At 70.3% G+C, this 17,637-nt stretch carries 20 protein-coding genes and 1 pseudogene; 12 read left to right on the top strand and 9 right to left on the bottom strand.

What is annotated here, in order from left to right; genetic code table 11:
- A pseudogene (locus L6E10_RS31320) lies at positions 1-379 on the top strand (SAM-dependent methyltransferase); the annotation flags it as partial.
- Positions 380-434: 55 nt separating this feature from the next.
- On the opposite strand, the gene L6E10_RS31315 reads toward L6E10_RS31320, so the two are convergent.
- Positions 435-662 (bottom strand): hypothetical protein, encoded by a 228-nt coding sequence (locus tag L6E10_RS31315; protein ID WP_236223743.1) that lies wholly within the window; start codon positions 660-662, stop codon positions 435-437.
- 73 nt (positions 663-735) lie between these two features.
- The gene (locus L6E10_RS31310; RefSeq protein WP_236223742.1) at positions 736-1,167 is read right to left on the bottom strand and encodes an HD domain-containing protein; all 432 of its coding nucleotides are present in this window, start codon (positions 1,165-1,167) and stop codon (positions 736-738) included.
- A gap of 97 nt (positions 1,168-1,264) precedes the next feature.
- Between L6E10_RS31310 and L6E10_RS31305 the strand changes: the two genes are divergently transcribed.
- The 5 genes from L6E10_RS31305 (at position 1,265) to L6E10_RS31285 (ending at position 8,504) form a co-directional block, all read left to right on the top strand.
- Positions 1,265-2,737: a chitinase gene (locus L6E10_RS31305; RefSeq protein ID WP_236223741.1), complete on the top strand. Its 1,473-nt coding sequence runs from the start codon at positions 1,265-1,267 to the stop codon at positions 2,735-2,737.
- Between the two features lie 128 nt (positions 2,738-2,865).
- Positions 2,866-3,912 carry a nitronate monooxygenase gene (locus tag L6E10_RS31300; protein WP_236223740.1) on the top strand — a complete coding sequence of 349 codons (1,047 nt, stop codon included), beginning with the start codon at positions 2,866-2,868 and terminating at the stop codon, positions 3,910-3,912.
- Between the two features lie 10 nt (positions 3,913-3,922).
- The gene (locus tag L6E10_RS31295; RefSeq protein WP_308102917.1) at positions 3,923-5,455 is read left to right on the top strand and encodes a DUF885 domain-containing protein; all 1,533 of its coding nucleotides are present in this window, start codon (positions 3,923-3,925) and stop codon (positions 5,453-5,455) included.
- Positions 5,455-6,975, top strand: coding sequence for a DUF885 family protein (locus tag L6E10_RS31290; protein ID WP_236223739.1), 1,521 nt, complete (start codon positions 5,455-5,457; stop codon positions 6,973-6,975). Before L6E10_RS31295 ends, L6E10_RS31290 begins: the two co-directional genes overlap by 1 nt.
- Complete coding sequence (locus L6E10_RS31285) at positions 6,975-8,504, top strand: DUF885 family protein (protein ID WP_236223738.1); 1,530 nt, start codon at positions 6,975-6,977, stop codon at positions 8,502-8,504. The genes L6E10_RS31290 and L6E10_RS31285 overlap by 1 nt, the downstream gene beginning before the upstream one ends.
- On the opposite strand, the gene L6E10_RS31280 is transcribed toward L6E10_RS31285, so the two are convergent.
- Together L6E10_RS31280 and L6E10_RS31275 are read right to left on the bottom strand one after the other, a co-directional pair.
- Positions 8,479-9,897 carry an amino acid permease gene (locus tag L6E10_RS31280; RefSeq protein WP_236223737.1) on the bottom strand — a complete coding sequence of 473 codons (1,419 nt, stop codon included), beginning with the start codon at positions 9,895-9,897 and terminating at the stop codon, positions 8,479-8,481. The two genes, L6E10_RS31285 and L6E10_RS31280, sit on opposite strands and share 26 nt — an antisense overlap.
- 108 nt (positions 9,898-10,005) lie before the next feature.
- Positions 10,006-10,974, bottom strand: a complete 969-nt coding sequence (locus L6E10_RS31275; RefSeq protein ID WP_236223736.1) for a zinc-binding dehydrogenase — start codon at positions 10,972-10,974, stop codon at positions 10,006-10,008.
- Between the two features lie 70 nt (positions 10,975-11,044).
- Here L6E10_RS31275 and L6E10_RS31270 point away from each other — a divergent pair, with 70 nt between their 5' ends.
- From L6E10_RS31270 to L6E10_RS31255, 4 genes are read left to right on the top strand one after another with little or no spacing between them, the layout of a single operon-like run.
- Positions 11,045-11,257 carry a hypothetical protein gene (locus L6E10_RS31270; RefSeq protein WP_236223735.1) on the top strand — a complete coding sequence of 71 codons (213 nt, stop codon included), beginning with the start codon at positions 11,045-11,047 and terminating at the stop codon, positions 11,255-11,257.
- Positions 11,254-11,700, top strand: a complete 447-nt coding sequence (locus L6E10_RS31265) for a ribonuclease domain-containing protein (protein WP_236223734.1) — start codon at positions 11,254-11,256, stop codon at positions 11,698-11,700. The genes L6E10_RS31270 and L6E10_RS31265 overlap by 4 nt, the downstream gene beginning before the upstream one ends.
- Positions 11,697-11,960 (top strand): barstar family protein, encoded by a 264-nt coding sequence (locus L6E10_RS31260; RefSeq protein ID WP_236223733.1) that lies wholly within the window; start codon positions 11,697-11,699, stop codon positions 11,958-11,960. The genes L6E10_RS31265 and L6E10_RS31260 overlap by 4 nt, the downstream gene beginning before the upstream one ends.
- Before the next feature lie 43 nt (positions 11,961-12,003).
- Positions 12,004-12,420 carry a hypothetical protein gene (locus L6E10_RS31255; RefSeq protein ID WP_236223732.1) on the top strand — a complete coding sequence of 139 codons (417 nt, stop codon included), beginning with the start codon at positions 12,004-12,006 and terminating at the stop codon, positions 12,418-12,420.
- On the opposite strand, the gene L6E10_RS31250 is transcribed toward L6E10_RS31255, so the two are convergent.
- Positions 12,417-13,193 carry an enoyl-CoA hydratase family protein gene (locus tag L6E10_RS31250; protein WP_236223731.1) on the bottom strand — a complete coding sequence of 259 codons (777 nt, stop codon included), beginning with the start codon at positions 13,191-13,193 and terminating at the stop codon, positions 12,417-12,419. The two genes, L6E10_RS31255 and L6E10_RS31250, sit on opposite strands and share 4 nt — an antisense overlap.
- Positions 13,194-13,254: 61 nt before the next feature.
- Between L6E10_RS31250 and L6E10_RS31245 the strand changes: the two genes are divergently transcribed.
- Both L6E10_RS31245 and L6E10_RS31240 read left to right on the top strand, forming a co-directional pair.
- On the top strand, positions 13,255-13,872 hold the full coding sequence (locus L6E10_RS31245) for a type 1 glutamine amidotransferase family protein (protein WP_236223730.1): 618 nt from the start codon (positions 13,255-13,257) through the stop codon (positions 13,870-13,872).
- The gene (locus tag L6E10_RS31240; RefSeq protein ID WP_236223729.1) at positions 13,859-14,293 is read left to right on the top strand and encodes a MarR family winged helix-turn-helix transcriptional regulator; all 435 of its coding nucleotides are present in this window, start codon (positions 13,859-13,861) and stop codon (positions 14,291-14,293) included. The genes L6E10_RS31245 and L6E10_RS31240 overlap by 14 nt, the downstream gene beginning before the upstream one ends.
- A 26-nt stretch (positions 14,294-14,319) precedes the next feature.
- Here L6E10_RS31240 and L6E10_RS31235 read toward each other — a convergent pair whose 3' ends face one another.
- The 4 genes from L6E10_RS31235 to L6E10_RS31220 all read right to left on the bottom strand — a co-directional run bounded on the left by L6E10_RS31235 (position 14,320) and on the right by L6E10_RS31220 (position 17,626).
- Positions 14,320-14,931, bottom strand: a complete 612-nt coding sequence (locus tag L6E10_RS31235) for a cyclase (RefSeq protein ID WP_236223728.1) — start codon at positions 14,929-14,931, stop codon at positions 14,320-14,322.
- A gap of 370 nt (positions 14,932-15,301) precedes the next feature.
- Complete coding sequence (locus L6E10_RS31230) at positions 15,302-15,997, bottom strand: sirohydrochlorin chelatase (RefSeq protein ID WP_236223727.1); 696 nt, start codon at positions 15,995-15,997, stop codon at positions 15,302-15,304.
- Entirely contained in the window at positions 15,994-16,866 is an 873-nt protein-coding gene (locus tag L6E10_RS31225) for an ABC transporter permease (protein ID WP_236223726.1), read from the bottom strand. The genes L6E10_RS31230 and L6E10_RS31225 overlap by 4 nt, the downstream gene beginning before the upstream one ends.
- Positions 16,850-17,626 (bottom strand): ABC transporter ATP-binding protein, encoded by a 777-nt coding sequence (locus L6E10_RS31220; RefSeq protein WP_236223725.1) that lies wholly within the window; start codon positions 17,624-17,626, stop codon positions 16,850-16,852. The genes L6E10_RS31225 and L6E10_RS31220 overlap by 17 nt, the downstream gene beginning before the upstream one ends.
- Positions 17,627-17,637: the final 11 nt, after the last annotated feature.

The following is a 17,637-nucleotide window of genomic DNA, read 5'->3' as shown; positions in this document are numbered from 1 at the left end:
CGACGCCGGCGTGGAGATCTCGGTGGAGCGGCACGACCTCAAGGTCACGTTCCCCGAGGGGTTGTACGACCTGGTGAGCGCTCAGTTCCTGCACTCGCCGGTCGAGGAGGACGGGGAGCGCAACAGCATCCTCAAGCGGGCCTCGGAGGCGGTGGCGCCGGGCGGGTACCTCGTCATCGGCGGTCACGCGGGTGCGCCGTCGTGGTCCGGGCACCAGGACTACCGGTTCCCGACGACCAAGGACGTGCTCGACCACCTCGGGCTCAAGGACAACTGGATCATCGTCACCGACGAGGTGGTGGAACGGCCGCTCGTCGGGCCGGAGGGCCAGGAGGAGATGCGCAAGGACAACGTCCTCACCCTCAAGCGGTTGTTCTAGAAACGCGAAGGCCACCCTCGGCATCGTTGCCGGGGTGGCCCAAGGATCCAGTTCGTCAGGCGGAACGCAGGAGGCGGTCCATCGCCTGGCGGTTGATGATCGAACGGAGCTCGCCGGTCTCCTCCGCGGTGTGGCGGGAAAGAATGGCGTCCAACTCCAGTCGGTCACTCTCGGTGGTGTAGCTGGCCAACTGCCGTTCCAGGCTCTGGCGCTTGACGCGAGCCGTGCGGCGGGAGGCCAGGCTCGAGCGCAGGGACTTCACGGACAGGTCGTGGCGGGTCATCTCGTCCTTCCAATCTTGGTTACGTTTCGATAATACACCCTGCTCACGACATCTGTACCGATATAGAAGCGAGTTAGCTCACGTACTCGTCGAGCAACCTCAGCGCTCGTTCGTACTTGGCCTTCAGCCGCTTCTGGGTCTCCTCGTCCAGGCGGGCGATGCGCGCGGGGGAGAGGTTGTCGCCGATGTCGGCGCGCTTCACGCTGAGTGCCAGCGGGTTCGCCGCCACGCGCCGCAGGTAGTCCTCCTGCGGTTCGCCGTCGAGGTGCGACAGGGCGACCACCGCGTCGACGACGGCGGGAGGACAGCCGCGTGCGAGGAGGTCGTCGGCCGTCACCGGGGTGTCCTCGATGACGTCGTGCAGCACGGCGGCCATCTGCTCGTGCTCGCCGGACACCGACGCCATGACCCGCAACGGGTGTCCGATGTACGGCTGGCCCGACTTGTCGACCTGCCCCTCGTGGGCGGAGGTGGCGATCGCGACGGCGTCTTCGAGGGTGAACACGGCCCCAAGCTAATCCAGGGCTTGACCTGGCGTAGTGGTCTAGTCCATTTTTAGTCCACTCACAACATGGCCGCCGCATGATGTGTGGAGGTGGACCATGTCCAAGACCAGACGAGCGGCTGTAGCGCTGCTCGCCGCGCTGGTGTCGTGCGCCGGTCTGGTGCTGGTGATCAACGGCAGTGCCGCCGCCGCCAACCTCGCGGCCAACAGCGGCTTCGAGGCCGGCAACCTGAGCGGTTGGACCTGCACCGAGGGCACGAGCGCCACCAGCAGCACCAAGCGCACCGGTTCGTACGCGCTGCAAGGCGCACCCGCGGGCCAGAGCAACGCACGGTGCCAGCAGACCGTGACGGTGCAACCGAACACGGCCTACAAGCTGTCCGCGTGGGTGCAGGGCAGCTACGTCTACCTCGGCGTCACCGGTGGCGTCGAGAAGAACACCTGGACACCCGGCTCGAGCGGCTTCAGCCAGCTGAGCCTCGACTTCAACTCCGGCAGCGCCGGCAGCGTCACGATCTACCTGCACGGCTGGTACGGCCAGCCCGCTTACTACGCCGACGACATCACCCTCGACGGCCCCGGCACCCCGCCCACGACCACGACCACCACGACGTCGACCACCACCACTACGACGACGACCACGACCACCACCACGACGACGAGCAACCCGCCGAACACCGGCCTGCCCAAGCACGTCCTGACGGGCTACTGGCAGAACTTCTACAACGGTGCGCGCGCTCTCAGGCTGTCGGACGTGCCCACCACCTACGACATCGTCGCCGTCTCGTTCGCCGACGCCACGGCGGTGCAGGGGCAGGTCGCGTTCAACCTCGACCCGGGGCTGAGCAGCCAGCTCGGCGGCTACACCGACGCGCAGTTCCGCGCCGACGTGAAGACCCTGCAGAGCCGCGGCCAGAAGGTGATCATCTCCGTCGGCGGTGAGAAGGGCACGATCAGCGTCGGCAACTCGACGGCGGCGACGAACTTCGCCAACAGCGTTAAGGGCCTGATCTCCACCTACGGCTTCGACGGCGTCGACATCGACCTGGAGAACGGCGTCAACGCCCAGTACATGGGTCAGGCGCTGCGCGACATCCACGCCGGTGGCGGCAAGGTCATCACCATGGCGCCGCAGACGATCGACATGCAGAACGTCAACGCCGAGTACTTCAAGCTGGCGCTGGCCACCAAGGACATCCTGACGATCGTCAACATGCAGTACTACAACTCCGGTTCGATGCTCGGCTGCGACCAGCAGGTCCACAGCCAGGGCACGGTCAACTTCCTGACCGCGCTCGCGTGCATCCAGCTGCAGTCCGGCCTGCGCGCCGACCAGGTCGGCCTCGGCCTGCCCGCGTCGCCGTCCGGTGCCGGTGGCGGCTACCAGCCGCCGGCGAACGTCAACAACGCGCTCAGCTGCCTCGCCCGCGGCACGAACTGCGGGACGTTCAAGCCGAGCACGACCTGGCCGTCGATCCGCGGCGCCATGACGTGGTCGATCAACTGGGACGCCTCGAACAACTGGCAGTTCGCGAACACGGTCGCCCCTCATCTGGACTCCCTGCCCTAGATGATGGACACCGCCGGCGCCACGTCCACAGTGGACGCGGCGCCGGCGCCCGCCGGAACGGCCGGGCGTCGGCAACGACACAGGCGTTCCGCCGGGCGTCCACCGTCGCGTCCAACTAGGTTGTGCTCATGTTCCCCACGCTGGCCGTGCCCGTGATCGCCGCGCCCATGGCGGGTGGCCCCTCCACCCCCGAGCTGGTCGCCGCGGTGAACGAGGCGGGCGGCCTCGGGTTCCTCGCGGCCGGGTACATCACCGTCGAGCAGCTCGCGGAGAAGATCACCCGCACCGCGGAGCTCACCGCCAAGCCGTTCGGGGTCAACCTGTTCGTGCCCGGCACGCGGCCGACGGCCGACATCTCCTCCTACGTGCGACGCGTCACGGACTACGCGGACAAGGTCGGCGCGACACCCGGTGAACCGCGCTGGGACGACGACAACTACGCGGCGAAGCTCGAACTCGTGCTGGCCCTGCGGGTGCCGGTGGTGTCGTTCACCTTCGGCCTGCCCGAGGCGGACGACGTGCGGCGGCTCAAGGCGGCCGGCTCGACCGTCGTCGTGACGGTCACCACCCCGGGCGAGGCGCGGCAGGCGCAGCACGTCGGCGCGGACGTCGTGTGCGTGCAGGGCTCGGACGCGGGCGGCCACCGCGGCACGTTCACCGACGACGGCATCTCACCCGGCGGCGGTGAGCTCTACGGCACCCTCGCGGCGATCCGGCTCGTCAAGAGCGCCGTCGACCTGCCCGTCATCGCGACCGGCGGCCTCGTCACCGGCGCCGACGTCGCCGCCGTGCTGGCCGCGGGAGCGGTCGCGGCGCAGCTCGGCACCGCGTTCCTCGGCTGCCCGGAGGCGGGAACCGCTGCCGCGCAACGCGAAGCGCTTGCCGAGGGGAGCAGGCGCACCGCGCTCACGCGGGCGTTCAGCGGACGGCCCGCCCGCGGTCTCGTCAACCGGTTCCTGGTCGAACAAAGCCCTCACGCGCCCGCGGCGTACCCGAACGTGCACCACCTCACGAAGCCGGTGCGCGCCACCGGCGAGGTGGAGGTCATGTCGCTGTGGGCGGGCACCACCTACCCGCTCGCGCCGAGCGCTCCGGCCGCGGAGGTCGTCGCGCGGATCGCCGCCGAGCTGACCGAAGCGATCACAGTGCTGGCAGAGCGCTTCGGACGCGGCTAAGAAGGAGAGCGTGACCTCGCTCTCCGATGAGATGTTCCAGGTGGCCATGGACCGCGAGCCGCTGTTCGCGTCCCTGGTCGGGGTCGAGGGCTGGGACGACCGGCTCGAAGACCTCAGCGACGAAGGCGAGCGGGAGGTCCGGCGGCGTCTGGACGACATCCTGAGCCGTGTCGGCACGAGCGACGAGGACCCGGTCACCCTCGCGGTGGTCCGGCACCAGGCCGAGTTCGCCCGCCACCGCATCGACGCGCGGCTGGTCGAGCACACCGTCGCCGAGGGACTCGCCGCACCGGTCAACAACCTCCTGATGACGGCGCCGCAGGTGGACATGTCCCGGCGGCTCGCGCAGGTGCCGAGGTTCCTCGACCAGGTCGCCGCGCGGGTGCGCGACTCCGACCGCAGACCGTTGCGCCGGCACGTCCTGAGCACCACGGCACGGCTCGCGAGCTTCCTGGAGTCACCGGCCCAGGAGTGGGAGGGCGACTCGTCCGGCGACATCCGGGCCGCGATCGCGCGGTACCGCGAGACCCTGCTCGCCCTGGACGCCACCCGCGACGACGACAGGGCAGGCCTGTGCTGGCTGCCCGACGGCGAGCGGAACTACACCGACCTGGTCGCCGACTACACGACCACCACCCGCACACCGCGGGAGCTGCACCAGCTCGGCCTCGACCTGATCGCGCGGCTGCGCGAGGAGTACGCCGAGATCGGCTCGCGGGTGTGGGGCACCGCCGACGTGTCGAGGATCTTCCACCGGTTGCGCACAGAACTGTTGTGGGACAACGAAGAAGAGATGGTCGCGAGTGCGGTGCGGGCCATCGCGCGCGCCGAGGCGGAAGCGCCCAGGTGGTTCGGCCGGATGCCGGAGGTCGGCTGCGAGGTCAGGCTCGTCGAGGAGGCCGAACGCGCGACCGCGCCGATCGCGTACTACCTGCAGGCCCCGCTGGACGGCAGCCGTCCCGGCGTCTACTGGCTGAACCCGCTGGGCGCGACCGAACGCAGCCGCACGCAGTCCGAGACCACGGCGTTCCACGAGGCGATTCCCGGTCACCACTACCAGACCACCCTCGCCGCCGAGACCGAGCTGCCCGACCTCCGCAAGTACGCCGCGATCGACGCGTACCTGGAGGGCTGGGGCCTCTACGCCGAGCGCCTGGCCGACGAGATGGGCCTGTACTCCTCCGACGAGCAACGCCTCGGCATGCTCTCGGCCGACGCGATGCGCGCCGCCCGGCTCGTGGTCGACACCGGTCTGCACGCGTTCGGCTGGTCGCGGCAACGGGCCGTCGACTACCTGCGGGCCAACACGGTGATGCCCGAACCGGAGATCGGGTCGGAAGTAGACCGGTACGTCGAGGTGCCGGGGCAGGCCCTTGCCTACATGGTGGGGCGCATCGAGATCCAGCGGCTGCGGGCGCAGGCGCGGGAGCGGCTGGGCGACCGCTTCGACGTCCGGGAGTTCCACGACCTCGTGGTGGGCAGCGGACCCGTTCCCCTGTCCACCCTCGGTGATCTGGTCACGACGTGGGCGGGGAGGCCCTGATGTCCCTTTCGGACGAGATGTTCCAGGCGATGATGGACTCCGACCCGCTGTTCGCCACGCTCGTCGGCGTGCCCGGCTGGGACGACCGGCTCGAGGACCTCAGCACCGGCGGCCAGCAGGCGTTGCGCGCGCGGCTGACGGCCATCCTCGACCGCGTCGGCTCCAGCGACGAGGACCAGGTCGCGAAGGACGTGATCCGGCACCAGGCCACGTCGATCATCACCAAGATCGACGCGCGCCTGGTCGAGCACACCGTGTCCCGCGGCCTCAACGCCCCGGTCGGCGTCCTGCTCCGGGCCACCTCGCAGATCGACTTCTCCCGGCGCCGCCACCTCGTGCCGGGGTTCCTGCGGCAGGCGGGCGAACGGCTCCTCGACAGCGACCGCAGGCCGTTGCTCCGGCACGCCCGCAACGGTGCCGCGCACGTCGAGCGGTTCCTCGCCTCCCCGAGGCAGGAGTGGGAGGGCGAGCTGGACCTGCGCGGCGACTTCGCCCGCTACCGCGAGGTCCTGCTGGGCCTGCCCGGCCGTGACGACGAGCAGGCCGGTCTGTGCTGGCTGCCCGACGGCGAGGAGAACTACCGCAAGCTCGTCCGCGACTACACGACCGCCTCGTACACCCCGGCCGAGCTGCACGCGCTCGGCCTCGACCTCATCGCCCGGCTGCGCGAGGAGTACGCGGAGATCGGGTCGCGGGTCTGGGGCGTCAGCGACGTGCTGGAGATCTTCCGGCGGCTGCGCACAGACCTGTTGTGGCGCAACGAGGACGAGATGCTCGTCAGCGCCGTCGAAGCCGTCGCGCGGGCGGAGGCCGAGGCGCCGAACTGGTTCGGGCGGTTGCCGAAGGCGCGCTGCGAGGTCCGCTTCGTGCCCGAGATCGACCGGGAAAGCGCACCTTTCGCGTACTACACGGACGCGGCGCTCGACGGTTCCCGTCCCGGCACGTACTTCGTGAACCCGTTCAACGCCACCGGACGCAGCCGCACGGTGTCCGAGGTGACGGCGTTCCACGAGGCCACGCCCGGCCACCACTTCCAGCTCTCGATCGCCGCCGAGACCGAGCTGCCGAACCTGCGCAAGTTCGCGTTCATCGACGCCTACCTCGAGGGCTGGGGCCTCTACACCGAGCGCCTGGCCGACGAGATGGGCCTGTACTCCTCCGACGAGGCACGGCTGGGGATGCTCGGGCTCGACGCGATGCGCGCCGGGCGGCTCGTGGTCGACACGGGCCTGCACGCGCTGGGGTGGTCGCGCCAGCAGGCCGTCGACTACCTGCGCGAGAACACCACGATGGACGATTCGGAGATCAGCTCCGAGGTCGACCGGTACATCGAGACGCCGGGTCAGGCGCTCGCGTACATGGTGGGGCGCCTGGAGATCCTGCGGCTGCGCGGCGAGGCGCGGGCGGCGATGGGCGAGCGGTTCGACATCAAGGCGTTCCACGACCTCGTGCTGGAGAACGGCGTCGTACCGTTGTCCACGCTCGGCAACCTCGTCTCCGACTGGTCCAGGAGGGCCTGATGTCACTCGCCGATGAGATGTTCACGGCGCTCATGGACTACTCGCCGTTGCAGGCGGCGATGCTGGGCGTGCCGGGCTGGGAGGAGGGGCTCGGCGACCTGAGCGCCGAGGGCCAGCAGGCGAGCCGGGACCGGATCGCGGCCCTCGTGAGCAGGGCGGAGACGGACGACTCCGAGGACCCGGTCACGCTCGCGGTCATCCGGCAGCAGGGCACAGCGGCCGTCGACCGCATCGACGCGAGGCTGGTCGAGCACACCGTCGCCACCATGAGTGCGCCGGTGAACAGCCTGCTCATGATCTCCTCGAAACTGGACGTCTCCGGGCGCCTCGGCCTGTACCCGCGCTACGTCGAGCAGGCGGGCGAGAGGGTGCGAGACTCCGACCGCCGCCCGCTGTCGCGGCACCTCCGGACCGGCGTGCAGCGCATGGACGCGTTCCTCGCCCTGCCCGCGCAGGAGTGGGAGGGCGGCCACTCGGACGACATCCGCGCCGCCGTCGCCGGGTTCCGCGACGTGCTGGCGTCGATCGAGGACGGCCGCGGCGACGACCGGGCGGGCCTGTGCTGGCTGCCCGACGGCGAGCGGAACTACGCGAACCTGGTCCGCAACTACACCACGACCTCCCGCACGCCCGATGAGCTGCACCGGCTGGGACTCGACGTCATCGCGTCCCTGCGCGAGGAGTACGCCGAGATCGGCTCGCGGCTGTGGGGCACGGCGGACGTGCCGGAGATCTTCCACCGGTTGCGCACGGAACTGCTGTGGGACGACGAACAGCAGATGGTCGAGAGCGCGGTGGAGGCGATCGCCAGGGCCGAGGCGGAGGCGCCGAAGTGGTTCGGGCGCATGCCGGCCGTGGGCTGCCGGGTGCGGGCCGTGCCGCCGGAGGAGCAGGCGACGTCGGCGATCGCGTTCTACCAGCCCGCGTCCGCCGACCGGTCGCGTCCCGGCACGTACTGGCTCAACCCGCTGGGCGCCACCGAACGCAGCCGCACGCTGTCCGAGGTGACGGCGTTCCACGAGGCCGTGCCGGGCCACCACTACCAGTTCTCGATCGCCGCCGAGACCGAGCTGCCGAACCTGCGCAAGTACGCGTTCATCGAGGCGTACCTGGAGGGCTGGGGCCTCTACACCGAGCGCCTCGCCGACGAGATGGGTCTCTACTCGTCGGACGAGCAGCGCCTCGGCATGCTGGGGCTCGACGCGATGCGCGCCGGGCGGCTCGTCGTCGACACGGGCATCCACGCGTTCGGCTGGTCGCGGCAGCAGGCCGTCGACTACCTGCGCGAGAACACGGTCATGACCGAGCCCGAGATCCACTCGGAGATCGACCGGTACATCGAGACGCCGGGCCAGGCGCTCGCGTACATGGTGGGGCGCCTCGAGATCCAGCGCATCCGGGCCGAGGCCGAGACGAAGCTGGGCGACCGGTTCGACGTCCGCGCGTTCCACGACCTGGTGGTGGGGAGCGGCGCGGTGCCGCTCTCCACCCTCGACCGGATCGTCAGCGCTTGGACCGCGGCTCCATGACGGAGTGCCGCTTCGAGTAGGCGAAGTAGATGATCAGGCCGATCACGAACCAGACCGCGAACCGCAGCCAGGTCTCCGGTGTGAGGAACGTGATCAGCCAGATCGAGAAGACCACGCCGATGATCGGCACCACCGGCATGCCCGGCGTCCTGAACGTGCGCGGCAGGTCGGGCTGCTTGTAGCGCAACACGACCACGGCGATGCACACGACGACGAACGCCAGCAGGATGCCGATGTTGGTGAGCTCGGCGGCCTCCGCGATCGGCAGGAACCCGGCGATGACCGCGGAGGCGACGCCCAGCACCCAGGTGATGCGCGACGGGACGTGCTTCACCGGGTGCGTCTTCGCGAACCACTGAGGCAGCAGGCCGTCGCGGCTCATCGAGTAGCCGACACGGGCCGCGCCCAGCAGGAACGTGAACAGCACCGTCGTGATGCCGAGGATCGCGCCGACGCTGATGACGATCCCGAGCGCGGGCAGGCCGATGTCGGCGAACGCCGTGGCGAACGCGGACTCCGAGTCGACGTCGCGGTAGTTCACCATGCCCGTCAGCACCAGGCAGGCCAGCACGTACAGCACCATGGAGATCGCCAGCGAGTACAGGATCGCCTTGGGCATGTGCCGCTGCGAGTCCTTCGACTCCTCCGCCGCCGTGGACATCGCGTCGTAGCCGAACACCGCGAAGAACACCGTCGCCGCACCCGTGAGCGCACCCGAGATGCCGAACGGGAAGAACGGGTTGTAGTTGTCGGTGTTGATGTGGAACGCGCCGACGATGATGACGAGCGCCACGACCGCGACCTTCAGGTACACCAGCGTGGTCTCGAACCGCGCGGCGTTCTTCATGCCCATGTTCAGCACGTACGCGATCAGCAGGCACAGCACGACGGCGAACAGGTTCACCTTGTACGTGCCCGCCGCGACGTCACCGGACTCCGTGCCCGGCGCTCCCAGCATCCACTGCGGCAGGTGGATGTTCAGCAACGACAGCAGTTCCGTGAAGTAGCCCGAGATGCCGATCGCGACCACCGCCACGATCGCGGTGTACTCGAGCAGCAGGTCCCAGCCGATGAACCAGCCGACGATCTCGCCCAGCACCGCGTAGCCGTAGGTGTAGGCGCTGCCCGCCTTGGGGATCAGGCCCGCGAACTCCGCGTACGAGAACGCCGCCGCCGCGCTCGCGACACCGGCGACGAGGAACGAGACCAGCACGGCCGGCCCCGCGGTCTTGTTCGCGACGGCGCCCGCGAGGCTGAAGATGCCCGCGCCGATGATGCCGCCGATGCCGATCGCCGTGAGCTGCCACAGGCCCAGCGTTCTGGTGAGCCCGTCGCCTCTGTCCTCGGCGATCTGGTCGATGGGCTTGCGCCGGAAGACGCCCTGTGTGGTCATGCCTAGCTCCCTTGAGAAGTGGGTCCGGGCGAACCTATTCGCGACCACTGTCACGCGGTTTGTCCGGACCCACCAATCAGAAGCCCGATTTTTGGCTTCGGGTGCTGTTTACGGGCGGGAGAACACGATCTTGCCGGCGGTCTCGCCGTCCAGCATCGCCTTCAGGCCCTGCTCGGCGTCCTCGAACGCCAGTTCGGCGCCGATCTGCGGCTTGAGGTCGTTGAGCGCGCAGAACCGCAGGAGATCGCCCAGCTCCTCGCGCGTGCCCATGGTCGAGCCGACGACCCGCAGCTGCAGGAAGAACAGCCGCTGGAGCTCGGCCGCCGAGGCGTCGCCCGACGTCGCGCCGGAGATCACCACGATGCCGCCGGGCTTGAGCGCCTTCATCGAGTGCGACCAGGTGGCCTTGCCGACGGTCTCGAACACCGCGTCGACCCGTTCGGGCAGGCGCGCGCCCGACTCGAACACCTCGTGCGCGCCCAGGCCGCTGGCGAGTGCGCGCTTCTCCTCCGTGCGGCCGGTGACCCAGACGCGGAACCCGGCGGCGCGGCCCAGCTGGATCAGCGCGGTCGACACGCCGCCCGACGCGCCCTGCACGAGCATCGTCTGGCCGGGGCGCAGGCCGGACTTCACGAACAGCATCCGGTACGCGGTCAGCCACGCCGTGCCCATGCAGGCCGCCTCGGCGAACGACAGGCCCGCGGGCTTGGGCAGCGCGTTGCGGGCCGGCACCACGACGTAGTCGGCGAACGTGCCCTGGTGCTTCTCGGTGAGCAGCGTGCGCTTCGGGTCGAGCGTCTCGTCGCCGGCCCAGGCCGGGTCGCCGATGACGGAGTGCAGCACCACCTCGGTGCCGTCGTCGAGGGTGCCCGCGCCGTCGCAGCCGAGGATCATCGGGAACTGCTCGGGCTTGATGCCGACGCCGCGCAGCGTCCACAGGTCGTGCATGTTGAGGCTGGCCGCCTTCACGGCGACGCGCACCCACCCGGCGGGCACCTCGGGCTCGGGGCGCTCGCCGACGCGGAGCGAGGCCAGCGGGTTCTCGGGACTGGGTTCTGCTGCGTAAACGGCGAACATGGTCCGCAACATACCCACCTGGATCGTGGCCAAATGCCGTGACACCGGTCACGAGACTAGGGTGGGGTGGGTGGACTGGCTGGTGAAGTGGTGGGACGGGGTCGAGCTGTGGCTCGTGCAGCTGCCCGTCGCCGTGCAGTTCCCCGTCGTGATGATCGTGGTGTTGCCGCTCTGCCTGGGCGTGGCGCGGCTGATCGACCGCGTCGCCGACTGGGGTGCGAACAACCCGGCGTCCGTCGGCTCGCCCGAGCCGGAGCCCGAATCGGAGAAGGTCGCCGCGTGAGTCCTGGTCGTCGCCTGACCGTCGCACTGGTCGGGCTCATCGCTCTGGTCGTCGTCGGGTGGTTCGTCAAGGACACCGCCTCGAACCCCGGGACGCCGCCCGCGAGCACCGCGCCGTCGGCGTCCCGGCCGGCCGAGGTGCCGGGCGGGAAGTCCGGCCTGGACGTCCAGGCGCTGTCGAAGCTGCCCGCCGAGGCCGCGAAGACGTGGAAGCTGATCGAGTCGAAGGGGCCGTTCCCGTACCCGCGCAACGACGGCGTGACGTTCCAGAACCGCGAGAAGCGGCTGCCGACCAAGGAGTCCGGGTACTACAAGGAGTACACGGTGCCGACGCCCGGAAGCCCGGACCGGGGCGCGCGCCGGATCGTCACCGGGTCGGAAAAGGAAGTCTTCTACACCGGTGACCACTATTCGACGTTCGTCGTCGTGGACGTGACGAAGTGAAACGGCGCATTCTCGTTTCGGAGAAGAAAGCCGCCATCGCGGCCATTGCCGAGGCGCTCGACTTCCCGGAGTGGTTCGGGCAGAACCTGGACGCGCTGCACGACAGCCTGACCGACCTCTCGTGGCTGCCCGAGGGCGAATACGTGCTGGTCGTACCCGCGGAACTGGACCCGTCCGTTCTCGAGGTCCTGCGTGACGCCGCGAAGCAGACCGCCGGATCAGGTGACCGGAGATTGCGCGTGGTTCGCACGGAACGGTGACAAGGGCTGCGCGATTCCCGTCCGGAGTGGACAGTGTCGTTCCATGGGAACGCATTTCCGCCGCGCGGGCTTTGTGCCCGGCGTCGTCGCGGTCGTCTCGGTGCTCTTCCCGGCGGTCTCGTTCGCCGGTGACCCCGGCTGTTCGCAGGAAAAGGCCTTCACGCCGTTCGAGACGATCGACGGCGACAACCCCGTCACCACGCTGAACGGCCGCGTGGTCGAGCTGCGCGCGTCGAACGTGTCGAAGTGCGCGTGGGGCCGCATCTCGCACGGCACCCCCGGCGAGGAGATCTGGACCGACCGCGAGGAACCCTCGGCCGAAGAGCACGAGGGTTTCCTCGGGTACACCAGGATCGACTCGGGTTCCGCGAAGTACACAGAGGCGTTCAAGAACGACGGCAAGCTGATGCGCGCCTGCGGGTCCTCGCAGGGCGTCATCGAGTGCACCGGCTGGTTCTAGTCCTCCGCGGGCACCCAGGACGGCTTGCGCTTCTCCCGGAACGCCGTGATGCCCTCCTGGCCCTCCGGGCCGCCGAAGTGCCGTGCCGACAGCTCCAGCATGTCCGCGAAGACCTCGCCGAGGTTCGTGGACCTCTCCCGCTGCAGCATCTCCTTGGTGGCCGCGAGCGCCCGCGGTGCGCCGAGCGCGAGCATGTCGGTGTAGCGGCGGACCTCCGCGTCGACCCCGTCGACGGGCACCGCGGAGTTGAGCAGGCCGATCTCGACCGCGCGCCGGGCGTCGAACGCTTCGCCGGTGAGGAACAGCTCGTGGGCCTGGCGGGGGAGCAGGCGCGGTAGCACCGTCACGGAGATGACAGCCGGCACGACACCGATGCGGACCTCGCTGAACGCGAACGTGGCCTCGTTCGCGGCGATGGCGATGTCGCACGCCGCCACGATCCCGACGCCGCCCGCGCGAGCCGGGCCCTTGAGCGCGGCGACGACCGGCTTGGGGCTGGTCCACAGCTGTTCGAGGATCGCGGGGAACTCGTTGACGCCCTGGTCGCCCGCGCTCGCGCCGGCGGCCTCCTTGAGGTCCATGCCGGAGCAGAACACGGGGCCCGTGTGCGTCAGCACGACCACGCGCACCTGGTCGTCCTGCGCCGCCGTGCTCAGGTGCTCGCGGAGCTCCCGGCGCAGCTGCGAGGACAGCGCGTTGCGGTTGTGGGGGGAGTCCAGCGTGATCGTCGCGATGCCACGCCGCACCTCGTAGTGGACCAGCTCATCTGCCATGCGGCTGACCTTAGCTCCCGGCCTTGTTGACAGTGTCCTGTCAATATGACAGCCTACTGTCATGACAACGCGGACGGTGTACCTCGGCCTCTACGACCAGCTCGCGGACTGGGAGTACGGCCACGTGGCCGCGCAGGTGAGCTCTCAGCAGTTCCAGCAGCGGCCGGGCCGCTACGAGATCAGGACGGTCGGGCTGACGACCGATCCGGTCCGCACGATCGGCGGCGTGCGGATGCTGCCGGACGTCGCCCTGGGGGACGTCTCGGTGGACGACGCGGCGATGCTCGTGCTGCCCGGCGGTGAGGGCTGGGAGACCGGTGAGCTGGCGGCGTTCGGGAAGCTCGCGCGGCGGTTCCGCGAGGCGGGCAAGCCGGTCGCGGCGATCTGCGGCGCGACGGTCGGCCTCGCGGCGGAAGGGCTCCTGGACGACGTGGCGCACACGTCGAACTTCCTCGAAGGCCTCGGGTCCTACGGCGGAGCGGCGCTCTACCGCGACGAACGCGTCGTGCGGGACCAGGGCGTGATCACGGCGGGCGGTGCGAGCCCGCTGGAGTTCGCGCGGGAGGTGCTGGCGGAGCTGGAGGTGTTCTCGCCGGCCACGGTGCAGGCCTGGTACGAGCTCCACCGCGACGACACGGCCGAGGCGTTCGGGAAGCTGGTGGCGAGTGTCCAGGACTGAAGCGGGCGACGTGCTCACCGACGTCGTGATGAGGACCTTCCGCCTCTACGGCGCGTTCCTCGACGCGGCCGAGGTGATGACGAAGCCGGTCGGGCTGACGGCGGCGTGGTGGCAGGTGCTCGGCGCCGTGCTGCGCGAGCCGTTGTCGGTGTCGGGGGTGGCACGCGAGATGGGCCTCACCCGCCAGTCCGTGCAGCGGATCGCGGACCTGTTGGTGGACAGGGGTTTGGCGGAGTACCTGCCGAACCCGGCGCACGCCCGCGCGAAGCTGGTCCGGCCCACCGCCGAGGGTTTCGCGGCGGTCGCCCGGCTGCGGGAGGCGCAGCACGAGTGGGCGAACCGCGTCGGTGCGCAGGTCTCGCTGCAAGACCTGCGCACGACGCTCGACACCATGACCAAGCTGGTCGCGGCTACTTCCTGATGCCCGGCAGGGGTGGGGCACCGGTGCTAGCCGATCGTGGTCGTGGTCAGCACGGGGCTCGGGTCCGGGTAGCCCTTCGCGGCCGCGTCGATCGGGAACCCGAAGACGGTGACCACCGCGGTGAAGGTGAGGCCGGGGGCGTCGTAGCTCGTGCCGCCCAGCTTCGTGGTGATCGCCCCGGAGGCACCCGCCGCCAGGGTGATCGTGACGGTCGGCAGCTCGAAGTTCGCGCCGCCCTTGATCGGCCCGGGCACGCTCAGCACGACGTCGGTGCCCCGCAAGGCGACCGTCGGAGTGCCGCCCAGCCCGGAGCCGCCCGACAGCGACGCCGAGGTGAACGTCGAGTTCGCGGGCACCGGCAGCCGGAGCGCGAGGCCCTTGATCTCGCGCACCTGCCGCCCACCGGCCTCGGACGGGATCGTGTTGGGCGCGGGGTCGATGGTGACCACCACGGCGGAACCGGGCGCGGCGGTCGCGGGCGCCGACGCGTCGACGCCCTGGTCGAGCGTGAAGTCGGACGACTGCCCGGCGGCGCTCGCCCGGAGCTTGTAGGTGACCGTTTGCGGCGCGGCTGACGCGTTCGTGGTGAACAGCAGGACCGGTACCAGTGCGGCTGCGGCGATTGCGGCTAGCTTCATGACCTCTCCCCGATGAGTGGACGAGGGACATCTCCAGCACGCGGCGTGGTCACCTGCCTACTCATGAGTAGGTTTCACGTCAACGGTTTGCGGTGCACGTCGCCCGAACGGCGCTGTGCGTTCGATCTGGTGGCGGCGGCCGGAAGCGACGTGATGCAGCTGTTGGGTTCAAATGAGTTATGCTCGGTCCCATAGCCTCTGCCACTAGGTGGAGGAAGTGAGCCCAGGTGCGCTTCCGGACGGTCGCTGCCTGGGCTTCGCGCTTTGAGGGCAGGTGCGGGTCACGACAGGGCGACCTGCCGCCACCGGCTTCCAAGCACCGGGCAACCGCGTCGCTCACCTTCCACGCCGGTTCGGCAGACGAGCGGATTCAGGCGGCCACCGTCTGCCGCGCCACCGCCTGGTCGTACCGGTCCAGCACCAGCTGCGCGACCTCGACGTCGTCACCCAACGGCCGAGCCACCACGGCATCCCCGGCCAGCGACGCGACCTTGTCCGGCAGTCGTCCGGGAGCGAGGAACCACGACGCCACCGCGATCCGCCGCGCACCACGAGCCCGCAGCCGTTCGACCGCCTCCGGAACGGTCGGCGAGGCGATGGACGCGAACGCCGCCTCCACCCCGGCCCACCCGGACTCGCGGGCCCACCGGCGGGCCACCCCGGCAACGGCCTGGTTCGCCGGCGCGTGCGACGACCCGGCGCCGGCGAGCACGACCCCGAGCGACCGGTCGCCGAAGTCGACGCCCGCCTCCGACAGCCGCCGCAACGCCGCCGACTCGAGCCGCGGGTCCGGGCCGAGCACGTCGGTGACGGCGGCCGGGACGCGTGACTCGGCGACGGCGGCCGGCACGTCGACGCGGGCGTGGTAGGCCTTGCCCAGCAACAGGGGCACGACGACGGACGGGCCGCGCAGCACGTCGTGCAGCCGCGGTGCGCACAGGTCGAGGAAGCAGCCGCGGACGTCGAGCTCCGGCCTCAGCGACCGCACCACGTCCAGCAAGGAGTGGATCGACGCGGCCGAACGCGGGTCGCGGCTGCCGTGCGCGACGGCGACCAGGGGGATCACAACGCCCCCGTCAGGCCACGCGCCCGCAGCACGGCGCGCTCCAGCGGGCGGAACAGCAGCAGCTCGATCCCGATGCCCACCAACAGGATCAGGAAGATCGCCGCGATCACCATGTTGATGTCGTTGAGCGACGACCCGTTGTGCAGGTACTGGCCGAGGCCGGTGCCGAGCTGCGGCGAGGTCGCGATGATCTCCGCGGCCATCAGCGACCGCCACGAGAACGCCCAGCCCTGCTTCAGGCCGGCGAGGTAGCCGGGCAGGGCGGCGGGCAGCAGGATGTGCCGCGCCGACGCCAGCCGTCCGGCGCCGAGGGCCCGGCCGACGCGGGGGAGCAGCGGCGGGATCTGGTCGATGCCCGCCACCAGGCCGTTCGCGATCGACGGCACCGAGCCCATCAGCACGACGAAGTAGATCGTCGACGGCGTGACGCCGAACCACAGGATCGCCGCCGGCACCCAGGCCACGGAGGGCAGTGACTGCAGGCCGGTCAGCAACGACCCGATCGCCGCGCGCACCACCCGCACCTTGGCGATCAGCAGGCCCAGCGGCGTGGCGATCAGCACCGCCGCGAGGAACCCGAGCACCGCGCGGTGCAGCGAGGTCCACAGGATGCCGAACGCCTCACCGGTGGAGATCGAGCGGATGAGCTCGTCCCCCACGTCGACCGGGGCGGGCAGCTGGAACTCGGGCAGCAGAGCCGACGCCCACAACGCCTGCCACACGCCGAGGAGCAGGGCGAAGGCGATGAGCGGTGGCACGCCCGTCTTGAGGAAACGGCGCCAGACCGGCGGCTTGTGCGCCTCGACGGGCGCGTCGAGCGCGTCGAGGCCGGCACCGACCTTGTCGAGCGTGTCAGGAGGCGTGGCCACTGATGACCTCTCGCAGGTGGGTGTTGATCTCGGCGAGGACCTCGTCTGAGGAGTCCCGGACGTCCCACTCGCGCACGACGCGGCCGGGACGCGAGGACAGCAGGACCACGCGCTGGCCGAGGCGAACGGCCTCGCGCACGTCGTGCGTCACGAAGATGATCGCGGTGTTCGTGGTCTCCCACACGCGCAGCAGTTCGCTCTGCAGCACGTCCCGCGTGATGGCGTCGAGCGCGGCGAACGGCTCGTCCATCAGCAGCAGGGCGGGGGAGCCGTCCGCGGACACGGTGGTGGAGGCGAGCGCGCGGGCCAGTGCCACGCGCTGGCGCATACCGCCGGAGAGCTCGTGCGGACGCTTGTCCGCGGCGTCGCCGAGCCGCACGAGCTCCAGCAGCTCCAGCGCGCGGCGCTTGCGGGCCAGGCGGCCCACGCCCGCGAAGCGCAGCGCCAGCTCGACGTTGCGCTGGGCGGTGAGCCACGGCATGAGCGCCGGTTCCTGGAACATCACGGCCGGGCGCGAGGTGTTGACCTGCAACTCGCCCGCCGTCGCGCCGTCGAGGCCCGCGACGATGTTCAGCAGGGTGCTCTTGCCGCAGCCCGACGCGCCGAGGAGGCACACGAACTCCCCCGGCTTGACTTTGAGGTCGACGCCGTCGAGCGCCACCACGGCCGAGCTGCCGTGGCCGAACACCTTGCGGATCCCGGCCAGTTCAACGGCAGCATCCACAGTGGACGAAACAGTGGTCTCGAGCGTGGCGGTCATGTCCGTGTCCC

Source organism: Lentzea sp. CC55 (genome assembly GCF_021056325.1).
GTDB lineage: Bacteria > Actinomycetota > Actinomycetes > Mycobacteriales > Pseudonocardiaceae > Lentzea > Lentzea jiangxiensis.
This window is presented reverse-complemented; position numbering and strand designations above follow the sequence as displayed.

What these genes read in the sequence shown, in the direction of transcription:
- L6E10_RS31315 (WP_236223743.1), bottom strand. Translation starts at nt 662, where the DNA reads ATGACCCGCCACGACCTGTCCGTGAAGTCCCTGCGCTCGAGCCTGGCC.
- L6E10_RS31305 (WP_236223741.1), top strand. Translation starts at nt 1,265, where the DNA reads ATGTCCAAGACCAGACGAGCGGCTGTAGCGCTGCTCGCCGCGCTGGTG.
- L6E10_RS31300 (WP_236223740.1), top strand. Translation starts at nt 2,866, where the DNA reads ATGTTCCCCACGCTGGCCGTGCCCGTGATCGCCGCGCCCATGGCGGGT.
- L6E10_RS31290 (WP_236223739.1), top strand. Translation starts at nt 5,455, where the DNA reads ATGTCCCTTTCGGACGAGATGTTCCAGGCGATGATGGACTCCGACCCG.
- L6E10_RS31285 (WP_236223738.1), top strand. Translation starts at nt 6,975, where the DNA reads ATGTCACTCGCCGATGAGATGTTCACGGCGCTCATGGACTACTCGCCG.
- L6E10_RS31280 (WP_236223737.1), bottom strand. Translation starts at nt 9,897, where the DNA reads ATGACCACACAGGGCGTCTTCCGGCGCAAGCCCATCGACCAGATCGCC.
- L6E10_RS31275 (WP_236223736.1), bottom strand. Translation starts at nt 10,974, where the DNA reads ATGTTCGCCGTTTACGCAGCAGAACCCAGTCCCGAGAACCCGCTGGCC.
- L6E10_RS31255 (WP_236223732.1), top strand. Translation starts at nt 12,004, where the DNA reads ATGGGAACGCATTTCCGCCGCGCGGGCTTTGTGCCCGGCGTCGTCGCG.
- L6E10_RS31250 (WP_236223731.1), bottom strand. Translation starts at nt 13,193, where the DNA reads ATGGCAGATGAGCTGGTCCACTACGAGGTGCGGCGTGGCATCGCGACG.
- L6E10_RS31245 (WP_236223730.1), top strand. Translation starts at nt 13,255, where the DNA reads ATGACAACGCGGACGGTGTACCTCGGCCTCTACGACCAGCTCGCGGAC.
- L6E10_RS31235 (WP_236223728.1), bottom strand. Translation starts at nt 14,931, where the DNA reads ATGAAGCTAGCCGCAATCGCCGCAGCCGCACTGGTACCGGTCCTGCTG.
- L6E10_RS31220 (WP_236223725.1), bottom strand. Translation starts at nt 17,626, where the DNA reads ATGACCGCCACGCTCGAGACCACTGTTTCGTCCACTGTGGATGCTGCC.